The following is an 18459-nucleotide window of genomic DNA, read 5'->3' as shown; positions in this document are numbered from 1 at the left end:
CGGTGTCAACTTCTTGTACGACAATGGAAGGTCGCCCCTTATGGACATGGGATCACTCGGAAGCATCCTGCCGCTGGTACTTCTGGTGGTGGTGTTCTATTTCCTGCTCATCCGCCCGCAGCGCAAGCGGCAGCAGGAAGCCGTCAAAATGCAGAACTCGCTCACCCCCGGTACGCGAGTGATGACCACGACGGGGCTGTTCGCCACCGTGGTGACGGTCGACAATGAGGACGTGATCCTTGAGGTGGCGCCCGGCATCGAGACCCGTTGGGTCAAGGCGGCCATCGGCCGCGTCGTGACCCCGGGTGACGCCCCCGTCGAGGATGAGGCCGTCGCAGACGACGAGCCCGTCGCCGACGTGGCCGACGAGGTCAAGACCGAGGACGTCAAGGACGAAACGAAGAACGGCGACTCGAGCACGAAGCAGTCCTGACTAGGCTGCGACAGACACCTCTAATCCGAAAGAACTGACGACCCGTGGCCCGACCGACCAGCCGCCACAGCAATCCGGGGCGCACGCTCCTGATTCTCCTGGCGCTCATCCTCGCCCTGGGCGGGACGATGCTCCTGCAGAAGGCGTTCACGCCCAAGCTGGGCCTCGACCTCGCCGGCGGAACGACGGTGACCCTGTCACCCGTCACGCTCAGCGGCGCGGCTCCCTCCCAAGAGTCGCTCGACCGTGCCGTCAGCATCATCCGTGACCGGGTGAACGGCACAGGCATCTCCGACGCGGAGGTCGCAAAGTCCGGCGACAACATCATCATCTCCGTTCCCGGCAAGGGCCAGGAGGAGGTCATCAAGCTGGTCGGCACCACGGCGGAGCTGCGCTTCCGCCAGGTGCTCGCGGTCGAGGCCGCCGCCCCGGAGCAGCTCAGCACCGAGGCGCCCAAGCCGAGCACCAGCCCGAGCGGCACCGCGAAGCCGAGCGGCTCGCCGTCGGCCAAGGAGCCGAGCGCGAAGCCGTCGGCGAACGCCCCGCAGGAGACCCCGAAGGCCTCGCCGACCGGCAAGGCCCTCTCCTCGGCGCTGACCTCGCCCACGACGCCGACCCCCTCGGCCAAGGACGACAAGAAGAAGGACCAGAAGGCCACCCCGACCCCGTCGGGCTCGCCCTCCGCCCAGCCTTCGCAGCCGCAGCAGGAACAGCAGCCGCAGATCGACACGACCGGCGTCGACCCGGCCGTGCTGAAGCAGTACCAGGCGCTCAACTGCACCGATCCCAAGACCCGCGGCCAGGGCGTGCAGGACGACCCGAAGAAGCAGTTCGCGGCCTGTTCCGACGACGGCTCCGCCAAGTACATCCTGGACGTGGCCAAGGTCGTCGGCACCGACATCGACACCGCGTCCTCGGGCGTGCGGCCCGGCAGCACCGACTGGGTCGTCCAGCTCGACTTCAAGAGCGCCGGCGCCACGGAGTGGAGCAAGCTCACCTCCGTCGCGTTCAACTCGCAGGCCCCGCGCAACCAGGTGGCGGTCGTCCTCGACGGCCTGGTCATCACCGCGCCGGTCATCCAGGGCCCGATCCCCGGCGGCCGCGCCGAGATCACCGGCGGCTTCAACCAGAAGACCTCGACCGACCTGGCCGACCAGCTCAAGTACGGCGCGCTGCCGCTGAAGTTCAACCGCAGCTCGGTGGAGACGATCTCCTCGACGCTCGGCTCCGACCAGCTCAGGGGCGGTCTGATCGCCGGTGGCATCGGTCTGGCCCTCGTGGTCCTCTACTGCCTGTTCTACTACCGGGGCCTCGGCCTCGTCGCGGTGCTGAGCCTGGTGATCGCCACGGTGCTGACGTACGAGTCGGTCGTGGTCCTCGGCGCCAACGGAGGCTTCGCCCTCTCGCTGCCGCACATCATCGGCCTGGTGGTGTCCATCGGCATTACCGCCGACTCCTTCATCGTGTACTTCGAACGTATTCGTGATGAGATGAAGGAAGGTCGGCGGACGCTTCGCGCGGCCGTCGAGGTGGCCTGGGTCCGTGCCCGGCGCACGATCCTGATCGCCGACGCCGTGATGTTCATCGCCGCGGTCGTGCTGTACTTCCTGGCCGTGGGCGGCGTGGCCGGGTTCGCCTTCGCGATGGGCCTGACCACGCTGATCGACGTCGTCGTGGTGTTCCTGTTCACGAAGCCGTTCATCGCCCTGCTGGCGAAGCTGAAGTTCTTCTCCAAGGGGCACCCGCTGTCCGGTCTCGATGCCGAGCGCATGGCTTCCGAGCCCGCCCGCACCAACACCCCGCAGGAGGCCTGACATGGGACTCGGGCGTCGCCTCTACCGAGGCGAGATCGACGTCGACTTCGTCGGCAAGCAGAAGCTCTGGTACTCGCTGTCGGGTCTTCTGCTGGTGTTCTCGATCGCGGGTCTGATCTTCAGCGCGGTGAACACGGGCAGCCCACTCAACCTGGGCGTCGAGTTCAAGGGCGGGTCGGTCTTCTCGTTCAAGGCCCCAGCGGCCAGCATCGACGAGGTCCGCTCGACCTTCACCGACGAGGGCGTGCACCAGGCGATCGTGCAGACGGCCGGCGACCGGTGGCGCGTGACCACCGAGACGCTGCCCGAAGCCAAGGTGACCCAGGTGCAGAACGCCGTCGTCGCCGACTACAAGATCCCGGTCGCGCAGGTGGACATCCAGTCCATCGGAGCCTCCTGGGGCGGCGAGGTGTCGCAGAAGGCCCTGATCGGCCTGGGCGTCTTCATGCTGGCGATCATTCTTTATCTCAGCATGGCGTTCGAGCCCAAGATGGCGCTGGCCGCCATCGTGGCGCTGGTGCACGACCTGGTCATCACCGCGGGCGTCTACGCCTGGTCGGGCTTCGAGGTCACACCGGCGACCGTGCTGGGCTTCCTGACGATCCTCGGATATTCGCTCTACGACGCGGTCGTCGTCTTCGACATGATCAAGGAAGTCACGGCCAAGCTGGGCACCACGTCGAAGAAGACCTACACCCAGGCGGCCAACGACGCGCTGAACCACACGCTGATCCGATCGCTGAACACCTCGCTGGTGGCCATCCTCCCGGTGGCGGCGATCCTGTTCATCGGCACCACGCTGCTCGGCGCCGGCACGCTGAAGGACCTGGCGCTGGCCCTGTTCGTCGGCATGGTCGTCGGCACGTACTCCTCGCTGTGCGTCGCCACACCGCTGCTGGTGACGCTCAAGGAGCGCGAGCCGAAGTACCAGGCGATCGCCAGGAGGCTGGCCTCCACCGGCGGCGGCAAGGGCGCCAAGAAGGCGGCCGCGGCCAAGGGCTGACGAGTTTCCTGCATGGCCCCCGCTCCGCTTCGACGGGGCGGGGGCTTCGCTTGTCCCACAGGAGGGGATTGCATGAACGAGCTGATCAGGGACGTGCCCGACTATCCCAAGCCGGGTGTGCTGTTCAAGGACATCACGCCGCTGCTGGGCGACCCTGACGGGTTCGCGGCCATGGTGGACGAGATCGCCGGGCTGTTCGAGGCGGACAAGATCGTCGGGATCGAGGCGCGGGGCTTCATTCTGGCGGCGCCGGTGGCGTACAAAGCTCATGCCGGGTTCGTGCCAGTCAGAAAGAAGGGCAAACTGCCCGCCGAAACCCTGGAAGAGTCCTACGATCTGGAGTACGGCTCGGCCACCATCGAGGTGCACCGGGACGCCTTCGCGCCGGGTGACCGGGTGCTGATCGTGGACGACGTGCTGGCCACGGGTGGCACCGCCGCGGCCACGGTGGAGCTGGTGCGGCGCGCCGGGGCCGACGTCGTGGGCGTGGCCGTACTGATGGAGCTTGCCTTTCTCCAGGGGCGTGCGCGCCTGCCGGGAGTAGAGGTACGCGCCCTGCTGACCGTCTGAGTTCGCCACCTGGATACACTGGGGGGCCTGGACTCACACGTAAGGAGTCTGTGTGCCCCGTGATGTGGTCGTGCCCGACGTAACCGAGACTTCGACGCGTCGGCGGCGGTTTGGGGGTGGGGCCATGAACCCGGTGCTGGAACCTTTGTTCCGGACGGTCAGGGCTACCCATCCCAAGGCTGACCTGCGCCTGATCGAGCGTGCCTACGACGTGGCCGCGTACCATCACCGCGATCAGAAGCGCAAGAGCGGCGACCCCTACATCACGCACCCGCTCGCCGTGGCCACGATCCTGGCCGAGCTCGGCACCGACGACGAGACCCTGTGCGCCGCGCTCCTCCACGACACCGTCGAGGACACCGCCTACGGCCTGGAGGAGCTGCGCGGCGACTTCGGCGACACGATCGGCTCGCTGGTCGACGGCGTCACCAAGCTGGACAAGGTCAAGTTCGGGGACGCCGCGCAGGCCGAGACCGTACGCAAGATGGTCGTGGCCATGTCGCGCGACATCCGCGTGCTGATCATCAAGCTGGCCGACCGCCTCCACAACATGCGCACGATGCGCTACCTGCCCGAGCACAAGCGGCAGCAGAAGTCCCGCGAGACGCTGGAGATCTTCGCGCCTCTCGCCCACCGCCTGGGCATGAACACGATCAAGTGGGAGCTGGAAGACCTCGCCTTCGCGATGCTCTACCCCAAGCGCTACGACGAGATCGCGCGAATGGTGTCGGAGCGCGCGCCGCGGCGTGACCTGTTCCTGCAGGAGGTCATCGAGAAGGTCTCCGGCGACCTGCGCGAGGCCAAGATCCGCGCGGTGGTCAAGGGCCGGCCCAAGCACTACTACTCCGTCTACCAGAAGATGATCGCCAGGGACGTCGCCTTCGACGACATCTACGACCTGGTGGGCATCCGCGTGCTCGTCGACAGCGTGCGCGACTGCTATGCGGCCCTCGGAACGATCCACGCGCGGTGGAACCCGGTGCCCGGCCGGTTCAAGGACTACATCGCGATGCCCAAGTTCAACATGTACCAGTCGCTGCACACCACGGTGATCGGCCCCGAGGGCAAGCCCGTCGAGCTGCAGATCCGCACCCACGCCATGCACCATCGCGCCGAGTACGGCGTGGCCGCCCACTGGAAGTACAAGGAGGAGGTCGGCGCCGCCGCCCCGCCCGGCAAGGTCAAGCCGGGCAGCGACATGGCCTGGCTGCGCCAGCTCCTCGACTGGCAGAAGGAGACCTCCGACCCGGGCGAGTTCCTGGAGTCGCTCCGCTTCGACCTGTCGGTCTCCGAGGTCTACGTCTTCACCCCGCGCGGCCAGGTCGTGGCACTGCCCGAGGGCGCGACGCCGGTCGACTTCGCCTACGCCGTCCACACCGAGGTCGGCCACCGATGTATCGGCGCCCGCGTCAACGGCCGCCTCGTGCCGCTGGAGTCGCGGCTGGGCAACGGCGACACCGTCGAGATCTTCACCTCGAAGTCGCCCGACGCCGGCCCGTCGCGCGACTGGCTGAAGTTCGTCAAGTCCGGCCGCGCCCGCAACAAGATCCGGCAGTGGTTCTCCAAGGAGCGCCGCGAGACCGCGATCGAGGCGGGCAAGGAGGCCATCGGCCGCGCCATGCGCAAGCAGGGGCTGCCGCTGCAGCGCCTGATGTCCGGCGAGGCGCTGCTGGCGCTGTCGCGCGACCTGCGCTACCCCGACGTCTCCGCCCTCTACGCCGCCGTCGGCGAGGGCCACATCGCCGCCCAGTCGGTCGTGCAGAAGCTCGTGGCCTCCATCGGCGGCGTCGAGAGCGCCGAGGAGGACATCGCCGAGACCTCGCTGCCCACGCGCCTCAAGGGCCGCCCGCGCGGCGGCGGCGGGGCCGGTGTGGTCGTGGCGGGCGACGCCGACGTGTGGGTACGCCTGTCCAAATGCTGCACCCCCGTGCCGGGAGACGAGATCGTCGGCTTCGTCACCCGGGGCCACGGCGTCTCGGTGCACCGGGCCGACTGCACCAACGTCCAGCAGCTGAAGGAGCAGCCGGACCGGCTCGTCGAGGTCAGCTGGTCGCCCAGCGAGGACTCGGTCTTCCTGGTGGCCATCCAGGTGGAGGCCCTCGACCGGCCCCGCCTGCTGTCCGACGTCACCCGCACCCTGTCCGACCAGCACGTCAACATCCTGTCCGCGTCCGTGACCACGTCGCGGGACCGGGTGGCGATCAGCAAGTTCACCTTCGAGATGGGCGACCCCAAGCATCTGGGGCACGTGCTGAAGGCGGTCCGCAGCATCCAGGGCGTCTTCGACGTCTACCGCGTCAGCGGCGCCGGCAGCTGACCTCTCGTCCGGTACGGCCCGCCGCCCGGCCCGCACGTGTGATCCCGAGGCGCCGTCGCCCCTGACGGGAGCCGCGCACGCTTCGGTGGAGCGGTGCCTCGCGCTGAGGCGGCGCCCAAGGGTTCCGGGCGGGTGTGAACAGCGCTCGGGCCTTCGTGGGCCGGGCTCGGCGCGCGCGGGAGTTCAGAGAGCCTTCCGGGGATGCTCAGGCCGCTTCGGAGGGCGGGAGCGGAGCCGTACCTCCTAGTCGGGCAGGAGGGGGACGGCGGGCTCGTCGTCGCGGCCGAGGAGCACGGCGCGCGTCACGGCGGCGGAGCCGAAGCGCAGGCGGAGCGAGTCGACCGTCGTGTCCAGGGCGCGCGGCTCGTCGAAGGGGAGGGCGAGCTGCAGGGCGGCGGAGTCGCTGAGGTTGGTGAGCGCGAAGCCCAGCAGCGTGATGCCGCGCTCGTCGATCAGGGGCGCGGCGGCGGCCAGGAGGCGGCGGGCGGTCGCCAGCAGGGCCGAGGTCTCGTCGGTGGCCTGCGGGACGGTGTGGGAGCGGGTCACCCGGGTGAAGTCCTCGAAGCGCAGGCGCAGGACCACCGTGCGGGCGCATCGGCCCGCGGCGCGTAGGCGGCGCGAGACGCGGTCGATCAGGCCGATGGTGATGGCGTCGAGCTCCCGGCGGGTACGCCGGGTGCGGCCCAGGGCGCGCTGGGCGCCGATGGAGCGCCGCCGGCGGCCTGTGCGCACGGGGCGCGGGTCGTGGTTGAGCGCGAGGGCGAGCAGGTGGCGTCCGGCGGCGGGGCCGAGGCGGGCGGTCAGCGTGGACTCCCGCAGGGCGGCCACCTCGCCCACGGTGGTGATGCCCAGGGCGTGGAGTTTGCGGGCGGTGACGGGGCCCACGCCCCACAGGCGCTCGACCGGCAGGGGATGGAGGAAGTCCAGCTCTCCGTCCGGCGGGACGACGAGCAGGCCGTCGGGCTTGGCGACGCCGCTGGCCACCTTGGCCAGGAACTTGGTGCGGGCCACCCCGACGGTGATGGGCAGGCCCACCTGCTCGCGTACGTCGCGGCGGAGCTTGGCGGCGATGTGGCCGGGCGGGCCGGAGATCTCGCGCAGGCCGCCGACGTCGAGGAAGGCCTCGTCGATGGACAGGCCCTCGACCAGCGGCGTGGTGCGTTCGAAGACGTCGAAGACGGCCTTGCTGGCCTCGGAGTAGGCGGACATGCGGGGCTCGACCACGATCGCGCGCGGGCACAGGCGGCGGGCCTGGCCGCCGCTCATCGCGGTGCGGACCCCGCAGGCCTTAGCCTCGTAGCTGGCCGCCAGCACCACGCCGCCGCCGACGATGACCGGACGGCCGCGCAGGCGCGGGTCGTCACGCTGCTCGACCGAGGCGTAGAAGGCGTCGAGGTCGGCGTGGAGGATCGTCGCTTCGCTCACGAACACATGTTCGCATGGAAGGCAAGATCAGGGCTACCGCAGGCCGGGCAGGTTGACGACGACGGCCTCCTGGGTGCTGCGGGCGATGACCACGACGGCCTCCTGCGAGGGGTCGGGGTTCTCCTCGCGGTGCGGGACGAACGGCGGCACGTAGATGTAGTCGCCGGCCTTGGCGTCGATGCGCACCTCCTCGCCGCCGTCGGGGTCGAGGAAGACGAAGCGCGGGGTGCCGCTGACGACGTAGATGGCGGTCTCGGACTCGCCGTGGTGATGGTCGGCCGAGGTCGTGGACGGGGCGACGTGCGTCTGCCCCATCCACAGGCGGCTGGAGCCCACGGAGGCGCCGCTGATGGCTGCCAGGCGGCGCATGCCCCCGGTCTGCGCGGTGTCGGCCGTCAGCCCGCCGGGGGCGATGTGGTGGAGCTTGCGGTGGAAGGCGTCCATGGCGGCCACCTTCTCACGCGGTCAGACCTCGACGCCGTTGACGAAGACCTCGCGCAGCCTCAGGCCGTCGGTGAACGCGATCTTGTCGGGCCCGGTGATCCCGGTGAGCCGGCACCTGTCCAGGCGTACGTCCGTCAGGTGGCCGGTTGCGAGGCCGTCGAGGTTGAGCACGGCGTCGGCGCGGGTGTCGCGCATGGTGATGTTCCGCACCGACACCGGCAGGGTGCCCGGCTCGGTGCTCGCGCAGTTCATGGTGACGAAGACGATCTCCCGGTCCACCCCGGAGCCGGTGAAGCCGCGGACGTGGACGCACGAAAAACGCCGGCCGGACGTGACCGGCCGGCGTTCGCCGTGGCGAGGCTCAGCTGAACTCGGCGAGCGTGCGCTCGGCCTCCTCCAGCCAGGAACGGCGGGCCGTCAGCGCCTCCTCGGCCTCCTTGACGTCCTTGGCCCGGCCGGCGGCCTCGGCCTTGGCCAGGCGCTTCTCCAACTGCTCGATGGAGGTGCGGAGCTGGTCGACGGTGCTCTGGGCACGGGCGCGGGCCTCGGGGTTGGAGCGCTTCCACTCCGCGTCCTCGGCCTTGCGCACGGCCTCGTCGATCTTGCGCAGCCCGCCTTCGAGCCGGTCGCGCTGCTCGCGCGGCACGGGACCGACGGCCTCCCAGCGCTCCAGCATGTGGCGCAGCGCACCGCGGGCGGCCCGCGCGTCGGTGACCGGGAGGATCTTCTCGGCCTCGACGAGCAGCACCTCCTTGGCCTCCGCGTTGGCCGCGAGCGACGCGTCCCGCTCGGCGAAGACGGCGGAGCGGGCCTGGAAGAACACGTCCTGCGCGGCCTTGAAACGGGCCCACAGCTCGTCCTCGGCGTCGCGTGAGGCCCGTCCCGCCGACTTCCAGCGCTGCATCAGCTCGCGGTAGACCGAGGCGGTGGGGCCCCAGTCGGTGGACTCCGCCAGCGCCTCGGCCTCGGCGACGATGCGCTCCTTCTCGGCGCGCACGCCTTCGCGCTGCTCGTCGAGCCCGGCGAAGTAGGTCTTGCGACGCTTGGCGAAGGCCGTGCGGGCGGCGGAGAGCCGCTTCCACAGGCCGGCCTCGGTGGCGCGGTCGATGCGGTCGGCGGCCTTCCACTCCTCGACGAGCTGCCGAAGCCGCTCGCCGCCGGACTTCCAGTGGGTGGTCTCCTCGGCGATGCGCTCGGCCTCGGCGACGATGCGCTCCTTGACCGCCTTGGCCTCGACGCGCGCGTGCTCGCGGGCGGCCTTGACCTCCTCGCGGCGGTGCGCGACCAGCTCCGACAGCCCGTCGAGGCGGGCCGTCAGCGCGGCCAGGTCGCCGATGGCATGGGCGTCGGCGACGGCCTCGCGCAGCTTGACGATGCTGGCCTCGGCCTGGGCCGGCGCCAGGTCGGTGCCCTTCAGCCGCTGCTCCAGCAGCTGCACCTGCCCGGCCAGCTCGTCGTACTTGCGATGGAAGTAGGCCAGCGCTTCCTCGGGTTCACCGGCCTGCCAGGAGCCGACGGCCCGCTCTCCCTCAGCCGTACGCACGTAGACGGTGCCGTCGTCGTCTACCCGGCCCCACGGGTCGGTGCTCACCGTGTCCTCCCGCACTTTCCATCAGACCCTTCGGGACTACCCGTCCCTAGTTGTATTACGTCAGCTCTTGCCAGAGATTGTCACGTCTTTGAGTTGGAGGGTTTCCTTGGGCGCTCCCGTTCCGTCCGGACCCGGCGTGATAACGCCCGCCTTGTTCACCTTGTCGAGAATGTCGAGCCCCTTGGTGATCGTACCGACTGGCGTGTAATCCGGGGTGAGTCCGATGTCGCCATATACCAGGAAGAACTGGCTGCCGGTCGACCCGGGCGCGCTCGTCTTGGCCATGGCCATCACACCGCGCTTGTAGGCGGCGCCCTTGAGGTTCTCCTCGGCCATCACGTAGCCGGGGCCGCCCATGCCGTCGGTCTGGCTCTTGCCGTCGGCCTTGGCCGTCGGGTCGCCGCACTGCAGCATCGGGAACTTCTCGTTGCCCAGCCGGTGGCACTTGCTGCCGTCGTAGTAGTTCTTCTTCGCCAGGAACTCCAGCGAGTTGACGGTGCACGGCGCGTTGGCGTTGTTCAGCTCCACCTGGATGTCGCCCAGGTTCGTGGCGAACGTCAGCGTCTTGGCCGCCGGCTTCACGCTCGCCTTGGCCGGAGGCATGCCGACGTCCTTCACGGTCCCGTTCTTGTCGGCCACATAGCCGCACTTGCCGGTCTTCGGATCGAACGGCGCAGCCGCCGCGACCTGACTCGGCGAGGTGCTCGGCTGGGCCGAGTCGGAAGCCGCAGGCGTGGGCGAGGCCGCCGCCTCCGTGCCTGGCTCCCCGTTGAACAGGGCCACGGCGGCGACGATGCCGCCGACCACGACGACGACGCCTATGCTGGAGCCGATGATCGCAGTGCGCTTGTTACGCTGCTCGCGCTCGATGCGGCGCTGCATCTGCCGCTCGTAGTGCTCACGAGCCAGCTGCTTCTGCCGGTCCTTCCCCGTGGCCACCGCTTTGCCTCCCATAGTCAATCAACTGAGGTGGGCGAATCGTATCGGCCAAAGGGCAATGGTTCGCAGCCCGGCGACCCGCACCGGTACCCTTCGGTTACATTCCCATTGGCTTTTTCAACGAGATCAGCTGAGGCAGATGCTCATCGCAGGGTTCCCCGCAGGGGCCTTCCAGACCAACTGTTACGTCGTCGCGCCCGCCGCCGGCGAGGAATGTGTGATCGTCGACCCTGGTCAGGACGCCGTGGACGGCGTAGACGAGCTGCTGCGCGAGCACCGGCTGAAGCCGGTCGCGGTCGTGCTGACGCACGGGCACCTCGACCACGTCTGGTCCGTGGCCCCGGTGTGCGGCGCGCGTGACATTCCCGCGTGGATCCACCCGGAAGACCGCGATCTGCTGAGCGATCCCGCCAAAGGCTGGTCCGAGACCTCCGCGCAGCTGTTCGGCGGCATCACGCTGAGCGAGCCGGACGAGGTGAAGGAGCTGTCCGACGGCGCCGTGCTGAAGCTGGCCGGACTGGAGCTCGTCGTGGACCACACCCCCGGCCATACCAGGGGGTCGGTGAGCTTCCGGCTGCCCGAGGACGAGATCATGTTCTCCGGTGACCTGCTGTTCGCCGGCTCCATCGGCCGCACCGACCTGCCGGGCGGCGACTATCCGACGATCCTGCGCAGCCTGGCCGCCAAGTGCCTGCCGCTGCCTGATGAGACGATCGTCCTGCCGGGCCACGGACCACAGACCACGATCGGCCGCGAGCGCGCCACCAATCCTTACCTGAAGGAAGCAGCGCCGCACGCCGGTCCCACACGAGGGATCTAATGAGCTTCCAAGCACCAAAGGGCGTCAAGGAGTACGTTCCTCCGCAGGCCTCGACGTTCTACGCCATCCGCCAGGCGTTCGCCGAGACCGCCAGGCGCGCCGGCTACTCCTACCTGGAGACCGCGGTCTTCGAGGACACCCAGCTGTTCGCGCGCGGCGTCGGCGAGTCCACCGACGTCGTCAGCAAGGAGATGTACACCTTCACCGACCGCGGCGGCCGCTCGCTCACGCTGCGCCCGGAGTTCACCGCCGGAGTGCTGCGCGCGGTCCTGGAGTACGGCCTGCACCGCGGGCAGCTGCCGGTCAAGGTCTGGACCGGCGGCCCGGTCTTCCGCGCCGAGGCGCCCCAGGAGGGCCGCTACCGGCAGTTCTACCAGCTCGACCTGGAGGCCGTCGGCAGCGAGGACCCGGCCGTCGACGCCGAGACCATCGCGCTGGCCTGGCAGTGGTACACCGCGCTCGGCCTGACCCAGGTGCGCCTGCTGCTCAACTCGCTGGGCTGCGCCGAGTGCCGCCCCCTCTACCGCACCCGCCTGCAGGACTTCCTGCGCGGCCTCGACCTCGACGAGGCCACCCGCGCCCGCATCGAGATCAACCCGCTGCGCGTGCTCGACGACCGGCGGCCCGAGGTGCGCGAGCAGCTCGAGGACGCGCCCCTCATCGGCGACCACCTGTGCGCCGACTGCAAGGCCTACCACGACCGCGTCAAGCAGTACCTGGCCGACCTGGACATCCCGTGGCAGGACGAGCCCAGGATGGTACGCGGCCTCGACTACTACACCCGCACCACCTTCGAGTTCGACCACCCGCTGCTGGGCGCGCAGTCCGGCATCGGCGGCGGCGGCCGCTACGACGGCCTGTCGGAGGCCATCGGCGGTCCGCGCCTGCCCGGCATCGGCTTCGGGCTCGGCCTGGACCGCACCGTCATCGCCCTCGGCCGCGAGGGCATCGAGCCCGCCACCCCGCCGCGCTGCGAGGTGTACGGTGTGGCGCTGGGCGACGAGGCCGTCCGGACCATGTTCAAGCTCCTCGGCCGGCTGCGCGCGGCGGGCGTCGCCGCCGACATGTCCTTCGGCGGCAAGGGGCTCAAGGGTGCGATGAAGGGCGCGGACCGCTCCGGCGCCCGGTTCGCGCTGATCCTGGGTGAGCGTGACCTGGCGGCGCAAGCCGTACAACTGAAAGACCTGACCACCGCTGAGCAGACCGAGGTGCCGTTGGCCCAGGTCGTGGACGTTCTGAAGGGGAAAGTGCAGTGATCCGCACGCATAAGGCCGGGGAGCTCCGCAAGGAGCACGCTGGGCAGCAGGTGACGCTCGCAGGATGGGTGGCCCGGCGCCGCGACCATGGCGGCGTGGTCTTCATCGACCTGCGTGACGCCTCCGGCTCGGCCCAGGTGGTCTTCCGCGAGGAGGACCACGCCCACGACCTGCGCGCCGAGTACTGCGTGAAGGTGGTCGGCGAGGTACGCGTGCGGCCCGAGGGCAACGCCAACCCCGAGCTGCCCACCGGCGACATCGAGGTCGTCGCCACCCAGGTCGAGGTGCTCAGCGAGTCGGCGCCGCTGCCCTTCCCCATCGAGGGCAACACCGGGGTGTCGGAGGAGGCGCGGCTGAAGTACCGCTACCTCGACATCCGCCGCCAGCAGGTCGGCAACGCCATGCGGGTGCGCTCCAAGGCCACCTTCCTGGCCAACCAGGTCATGGACGAGCTCGGCTTCGTCTACGTCGAGACGCCCACGCTCACCCGCTCCACGCCGGAGGGCGCGCGCGACTTCCTGGTGCCGGTGCGCCTGCAGCCGTCCAACTGGTACGCGCTGCCCCAGTCGCCCCAGCTGTTCAAGCAGCTCCTGCAGGTGGCCGGTCTCGAGCGCTACTACCAGCTGGCCAAGTGCTATCGCGACGAGGACCTGCGCGCCGACCGGCAGCCGGAGTTCACCCAGATCGACATCGAGATGTCCTTCGTCGACCAGGAGGACGTCATCGCCGTCGGCGAGGCGCTGATCGGCCGCGTGTGGAAGGAGATCCTCGGCTACGAGATCCCCGCCCCGCTGCCGCGGATGACCTACGCCGACGCGATGGCCCGCTACGGCTCCGACAAGCCCGACCTGCGCTTCGGCCAGGAGCTCGTCGACGTCACCGCGTATTTCAAGGACACCACGTTCCGCGTCTTCCAGGCCGACTACGTGGGCGCGGTCGTCATGCCGGGCGGCGCCTCCCAGACCCGCAAGGAGCTCGACGGCTGGCAGGACTGGGCCAAGTCGCGCGGCGCCAGGGGCCTGGCCTACGTGCTGGTCCAGGAGGACGGCACGCTCGGCGGCCCGGTGGCCAAGAACCTCTCCCAGCAGGAGCAGGACGGGCTCGCGGCCTTCGTCAAGGCGGCCCCCGGCGACGCGATCTTCTTCGCCGCCGGAGCCCGCAACTCCTCGCGCGACCTGCTCGGCGCCGCCCGCCTGGAGATCGGCCGCCGCTGCGACCTCATCGACCACTCGCGGTGGGCCTTCCTCTGGGTCGTCGACGCCCCCATGTTCGAGGAGGACGGCGAGGGCGGCTGGACCGCGGTCCACCACCCCTTCACCGGCCCCAAGCCGGAGTACGCCGCCGACTTCCAGGACAAGCCGGGCGAAGCCCTGGCCTACGCCTACGACATGGTCTGCAACGGCATGGAGATCGGCGGCGGCTCGATCCGTATCCACCGGGCCGAGATGCAGCAGCGCGTCTTCGACGTGCTCGGCATCTCCAAGGAGGAGGCCGAGAGCAAGTTCGGCTTCCTGCTCGACGCCTTCCAGTACGGCCCGCCCCCGCACGGCGGCATCGCCTACGGCTGGGACCGCATCTGCATGCTGCTGGCCGGCGGCGAGTCGATCCGCGACGTGATCGCCTTCCCCAAGACGGCCTCCGGCTTCGACCCGCTGACCGGCGCCCCGACCGCGATCACGGCCGAGCAGCGCAAGGAAGCCGGCGTCGACGCCAAGCCCAAGGAGTAGCCGCGAGCGTGAGGTCCGCGTGAGATATGCCGGTCTCGCCGCCCCCAAGCCGCTGCGCCGCCACCAGCGACAGGCCCTGAACGCGCTGGAGGCGGCGTTCGCGGCCGGACGGCGCCGGGCCTGGGTCGTGTTACCGCCCGGCACCGGCAAGACGCTCACGGCCCTGGAGGCGGCCAGAAGGCTGGATGCCCCGATCGTGGCCTTCGGCCCCAACACGGCCATCCAGGGCCAATGGCTGGCCGAGTGGCGCGCCTTCGGCGAGAAGGCCCGCGCCGGCACCTCGCGCCTGCTCGGCGAGGACGTCACCGTCCTGACCTACCAGGCGCTGGCCAGCTTCGACCCCGACGCCGAGATCGACGAGGAGGGCGGCAGGCGGCCCGCCCACCTCGACCGGCTGCGCCCGGCGGGCCGCGAGCTGGTGGAGCGCCTGGCCGCGCTCGGCCGGGTGACGTTGCTGCTCGACGAGTGCCACCACCTGCTCGACACCTGGGGCGAGCTGCTGGCCGAGGTCCTGCGGCGGCTGCCGGAGGCCACCGTGATCGGGCTGACCGCCACCCCGCCCGACCGGCTCACCCCGGCGCAGGGCGAGCTGGTCGAGGAGCTGTTCGGGCCGGTGGTGCGCGGTCCTTCGATCCCGGCCGTGGTCCGCGAGGGCCACCTGGCCCCGTACGCGGAGCTGGCGTGGCTGACCTGCCCGACCGCGCACGAGCAGGCGTGGCTGGCCGCCGAGGCCGAGCGCTTCGCCGAGCTCACCACCGACCTGCTCGACCCCGGCTTCGCCACCGTGGGTTTCCTGCGATGGCTCGACAGCCGCCTCGTCCACCGCGGCGACGACGCGATGACCTGGCAGCGGCTCGAACGCCGCGAGCCCGCGCTGGCCGCCGCCGCGCTGCGCCTGCACCACGCCGGGCTGCTGCCGCTGCCGGAGGGCGCCCGCGTCCGTGAGGAGCACCGTCACCGGCCCACGGCCGACGACTGGGTCTGCCTGCTCGACGACTACGTGCGCCGCTGCCTGCGGCGGGGCGGCGAGCCCGCGGACGCGGCGGCCGTCGAGGCGATCCGGCTGGCGCTGCCGTCGATCGGCTACCAGCTGACCGCGCGTGGCGTGCGGGCCGGCCGTACCCCGGTCGACCGGGTGGTGGCGCGCAGCGAGGCCAAGACGGTGGCGGTGGCGGAGATTCTGGCCGCCGAGCACGCCGCGCTCGGGGAGCGGATGCGCGCGCTGGTGCTGTGCGACCACGAGCGGGCCACCGCCACGCTGCCCGCGCGCCTGTCGGGCGTGCTGGACGAGCAGGCCGGGTCGGCCAGGCTGGTGCTGGAGACGCTGGCCGCCGACCCGCGTACCGCGCGGCTGCACCCCATGCTCGTCACCGGCCGCACGGTCGCCGCACCGGCCGCCACGGCCGCGGCCTTCGCCGCGTTCTGCGCGGGTACGGCCCGCCTGGACCCGATCCCGCCCGGCGCGCGGGGCGTGGTCGAGGTGACCGGCTCCTGGAACAGCCGCGCCTGGGTCGCCCTCGCCACCCGCTTCCTGGAGTCCGGCGGCTGCTCGGTCCTGGTCGGCACCCGGGCGATGCTCGGCGAGGGCTGGGACGCCAAGGGCGTCAACACGGTCGTCGACCTCACCGAGGCCACGACTGCGGGCGCGGTCGTGCAGATGCGCGGGCGCGGGCTGCGCGCGGACCCGGCGTGGCCGGAGAAGGTGGCCAACACCTGGTCCGTGGTCTGCGTCAGCGCCGAGCATCCCAAGGGGTCGGCCGACTGGGAGCGGTTCGTCCGCAAGCACGACGGCTACTTCGGGCTGACCGACTCCGGGACGATCGCCGCCGGGGTCGCGCACGTGCATCCCGAGCTGTCGCCCTACGCGCCGCCTCCGGTGTCCGGCTTCGACCGGTTCAACACGTCGATGCTGGAGCGGGCGGCCGACCGGGCCAGGGTGCGGGAGCTGTGGCGGGTCGGCTCGCCGTATGAGGACCTGCCGGTGCACAGCCTGCGCGTCGAGCCCGCCCGCGCCGCCGCCCGCCCGGCGGTGAGCCGTCCGGAGCCGCCGCGCGCGGTGCCCGCCGAGCGCGGCATCAGCCCGCGCCCCCGTCTCGATCGCCGCCCGCACCTGCTCGCGGGCGCCGCCGGATGGGTCGCGGGCGCCGCCGCCTGGCTCGCCGCGGGCTTCGCCGAGGCGCCAGCCGTCCTGGTCGCCGACGCGCTCCCGCTGGCGCTTCCCGGCGGGCTGCCGCTCGGCGCCGCCGCCTTCCTCCTGGTACGGCGCGCCCGTCGCGCCACCGCGGGACAGGCGGCGTTGCGCGAGGTGGCAGGGCAGTTCGACTTGCCCGCGATCGCCTGCGCCGTGGCCGACGCCCTGCACGCGGCCGGGCAGGTGCCCGAGGGAGCGCGGGCGGTGCACGTGGAGCCGGACGGCGCCGGCGCCTACTGGATCGAGCTGCGCGGTGTCCCGGAGGCGGCCTCGCGGCGCTTCAGCCTCGCGCTGGACGAGGTGCTGACCGCGCCGGTCGCGCCGCGCTACCTGGTGCCCCGCTACCTGGTCGAGCCGGGACGCCGGCAGGGGCGGGCGCTCATGGCGGGCCACCCGGAGCCGAACGCGGTCGTCCACCACGCGGTGCCCGAGGCCCTCGGCGAGCGCAGGAAGGACGCGCAGGCGTTCGCGAAGGCGTGGAACCGCTGGGTGAGCCTCGGCGAGCCGCTCTACACACGCTCGCCGGAAGGGGCGGGGATCCTGGCCGCGCAGGCGGGCGGCTCGCCCCTGGACGTCGCCACCGCCCTGCGCGTCACCTGGCGCTGAGCACGGTCCGGCGCTCGGCGAAGTCCGGTGCTTGGCACGTCCGGCGCTTGGCACGTCCCGGGCTGAGCATGGCCCCGCCCGCCGCGACCCCGAGCGGCGGGCGGTGGCCGTACCGGCGATCAGAAGCGGACGGGAAGCCGCGTCAGGCCCCGCACCACCGAGCCCGGCGGCCGCCACGCCAGCTCCTCCTCCGCGCAGTCCAGCGCGAGGCCGGGCAGGCGGGCCAGCAGCGTGCCGATGGCGATCCGCCCCTCCAGGCGGGCCAGCGGCGCGCCCAGGCAGAAGTGGATGCCGTGGCCGAAGGCGAGGTGGCGGTTGTCGCGGCGGGTGATGTCGAGCTCACGCGGCGAGGAGACGGCGGCGGGGTCGCTGCCCGCGGCGCCCAGCGAGATGTGCACCATCGCGCCACGCGGCACCGCCACCCCGGCGATCTCCATGTCCTCGGCGGCGAAGCGGGGAGTGGAGCGCTCGACCGGCCCGTCGAAGCGCAGGAACTCCTCGATCGCGTCCGGCAGCAGCTCCGGCTCGCCGCGCAGCAGCGCGAGCTGGTCGGGGTTGCGCAGCAGGGCCAGCATGCCGTTGCCGATGAGGTTGACCGTCGTCTCGTGCCCGGCGATCAGCAGCAGCGTGAGCGTGGACAGCAGCTCGCGCTCGTCCAGGTCGCCGCCGTTGGCCAGGGCGCTGACCAGGTCATCGCGTGGGTCGGCGCGCCGCTCGGCGACCAGGCTCGCGAAGTAGGCGTGCGTGTCGCGGGCCGCCTGCTGCCGCACCCTTGTGCCTTCGGGGTCGAAGCTGGGGTTGACCAGCCGCCCCGACCAATCGCGGAACAGCTCGCGGTCCTCGGCGGGCACGCCGAGCAGCTCGCAGATGACGATGATCGGCAGCGGGAAGGCGAACTCGTCGATCAGCTCGGCGCTGCCGTTCATCTCCATGGCGTCGATGAGCTCGTCGGTGATCTCCTGGACGCGCGGGCGCAGGGCCTCGACCCGCCGCGGGGTGAAGTCCTTGGAGACCACGCGGCGCAGGCGGGTGTGCTCGGGCGGGTCGACCTGGAGCATGTTCGACTGGAACAGCAGGTCGTTGGTGTCGGCGAGCTTGCGGAAGTAGTCGCCGAAGACCGTGATGTCCTTCGACAGCCTGGGGTCGTTGAGCGCGGCGCGCCCGACTTCGTGGTCGATGATCAGGAAGGCGTCCATCCCGGGCGGGAAGTCGATCGGATGCACCGGACCCCCGGCGCGCAGGCCGTCGTAGGCGGTGTAGGGGTCGCGGCTGAAGTCGGGCGCGAAAAGGAACTCGAACGGTAGTTTCTCCGGCACGGAGATC

Annotated in this window: 15 protein-coding genes; 9 read left to right on the top strand and 6 right to left on the bottom strand. The window is 71.1% G+C overall.

All coding sequences use genetic code 11. From position 1 onward, the window contains the following. Positions 1–46: 46 nt before the first annotated feature. From yajC to ACIBHY_RS47635, 5 genes are all read left to right on the top strand, one after another. Positions 47–433 carry a preprotein translocase subunit YajC gene (yajC, locus tag ACIBHY_RS47655; RefSeq protein WP_397258424.1) on the top strand — a complete coding sequence of 129 codons (387 nt, stop codon included), beginning with the start codon at positions 47–49 and terminating at the stop codon, positions 431–433. A 44-nt stretch (positions 434–477) separates the two neighbouring features. Then, positions 478–2247 (top strand): protein translocase subunit SecD, encoded by a 1770-nt coding sequence (gene secD / locus ACIBHY_RS47650; protein WP_397258422.1) that lies wholly within the window; start codon positions 478–480, stop codon positions 2245–2247. A gap of 1 nt (position 2248) precedes the next feature. Next, positions 2249–3250 (top strand): protein translocase subunit SecF, encoded by a 1002-nt coding sequence (secF, locus tag ACIBHY_RS47645; RefSeq protein ID WP_397258420.1) that lies wholly within the window; start codon positions 2249–2251, stop codon positions 3248–3250. A gap of 72 nt (positions 3251–3322) precedes the next feature. Next, the gene (locus ACIBHY_RS47640; RefSeq protein WP_397258418.1) at positions 3323–3820 is read left to right on the top strand and encodes an adenine phosphoribosyltransferase; all 498 of its coding nucleotides are present in this window, start codon (positions 3323–3325) and stop codon (positions 3818–3820) included. Between the two features lie 124 nt (positions 3821–3944). Beyond that, complete coding sequence (locus ACIBHY_RS47635) at positions 3945–6137, top strand: RelA/SpoT family protein (protein ID WP_379622495.1); 2193 nt, start codon at positions 3945–3947, stop codon at positions 6135–6137. Positions 6138–6380: 243 nt separating this feature from the next. On the opposite strand, the gene dinB is transcribed toward ACIBHY_RS47635, so the two are convergent. The 5 genes from dinB to ACIBHY_RS47610 all read right to left on the bottom strand — a co-directional run bounded on the left by dinB (position 6381) and on the right by ACIBHY_RS47610 (position 10536). After that, a complete protein-coding gene (dinB, locus tag ACIBHY_RS47630) occupies positions 6381–7562 on the bottom strand; it encodes a DNA polymerase IV (RefSeq protein WP_397310240.1) in 1182 nt (393 codons plus the stop codon). Positions 7563–7595: 33 nt separating this feature from the next. Further along, a complete protein-coding gene (locus ACIBHY_RS47625) occupies positions 7596–8006 on the bottom strand; it encodes a cupin domain-containing protein (protein WP_397258413.1) in 411 nt (136 codons plus the stop codon). 21 nt (positions 8007–8027) lie between these two features. Beyond that, the gene (locus ACIBHY_RS47620) at positions 8028–8285 is read right to left on the bottom strand and encodes a hypothetical protein (RefSeq protein WP_397310239.1); all 258 of its coding nucleotides are present in this window, start codon (positions 8283–8285) and stop codon (positions 8028–8030) included. Between the two features lie 82 nt (positions 8286–8367). Continuing rightward, a complete protein-coding gene (locus ACIBHY_RS47615; protein ID WP_379624685.1) occupies positions 8368–9597 on the bottom strand; it encodes a DUF349 domain-containing protein in 1230 nt (409 codons plus the stop codon). Positions 9598–9657: 60 nt separating this feature from the next. After that, positions 9658–10536: a peptidylprolyl isomerase gene (locus ACIBHY_RS47610; RefSeq protein WP_397258409.1), complete on the bottom strand. Its 879-nt coding sequence runs from the start codon at positions 10534–10536 to the stop codon at positions 9658–9660. A 139-nt stretch (positions 10537–10675) separates the two neighbouring features. Here ACIBHY_RS47610 and ACIBHY_RS47605 point away from each other — a divergent pair, with 139 nt between their 5' ends. From ACIBHY_RS47605 to ACIBHY_RS47590, 4 genes are read left to right on the top strand one after another with little or no spacing between them, the layout of a single operon-like run. Beyond that, the gene (locus tag ACIBHY_RS47605; RefSeq protein WP_397258407.1) at positions 10676–11356 is read left to right on the top strand and encodes an MBL fold metallo-hydrolase; all 681 of its coding nucleotides are present in this window, start codon (positions 10676–10678) and stop codon (positions 11354–11356) included. Next, positions 11356–12612, top strand: a complete 1257-nt coding sequence (hisS, locus tag ACIBHY_RS47600) for a histidine--tRNA ligase (protein WP_397310238.1) — start codon at positions 11356–11358, stop codon at positions 12610–12612. The genes ACIBHY_RS47605 and hisS overlap by 1 nt, the downstream gene beginning before the upstream one ends. Beyond that, positions 12609–14339, top strand: a complete 1731-nt coding sequence (aspS, locus tag ACIBHY_RS47595; protein ID WP_397258403.1) for an aspartate--tRNA ligase — start codon at positions 12609–12611, stop codon at positions 14337–14339. Before hisS ends, aspS begins: the two co-directional genes overlap by 4 nt. A 19-nt stretch (positions 14340–14358) precedes the next feature. Beyond that, the gene (locus ACIBHY_RS47590; protein WP_397310237.1) at positions 14359–17136 is read left to right on the top strand and encodes a DEAD/DEAH box helicase family protein; all 2778 of its coding nucleotides are present in this window, start codon (positions 14359–14361) and stop codon (positions 17134–17136) included. 119 nt (positions 17137–17255) lie between these two features. Here ACIBHY_RS47590 and ACIBHY_RS47585 read toward each other — a convergent pair whose 3' ends face one another. Beyond that, positions 17256–18452: a cytochrome P450 gene (locus ACIBHY_RS47585; RefSeq protein WP_397258399.1), complete on the bottom strand. Its 1197-nt coding sequence runs from the start codon at positions 18450–18452 to the stop codon at positions 17256–17258. Positions 18453–18459 lie beyond the last annotated feature (7 nt).

The sequence above is a fragment of the Nonomuraea sp. NPDC050547 genome (assembly GCF_044457345.1).
Classification (GTDB): domain Bacteria; phylum Actinomycetota; class Actinomycetes; order Streptosporangiales; family Streptosporangiaceae; genus Nonomuraea.
The sequence above is the reverse complement of the archived record's forward strand: the minus strand, read 5'-3'. Positions and strand labels throughout refer to the sequence as shown.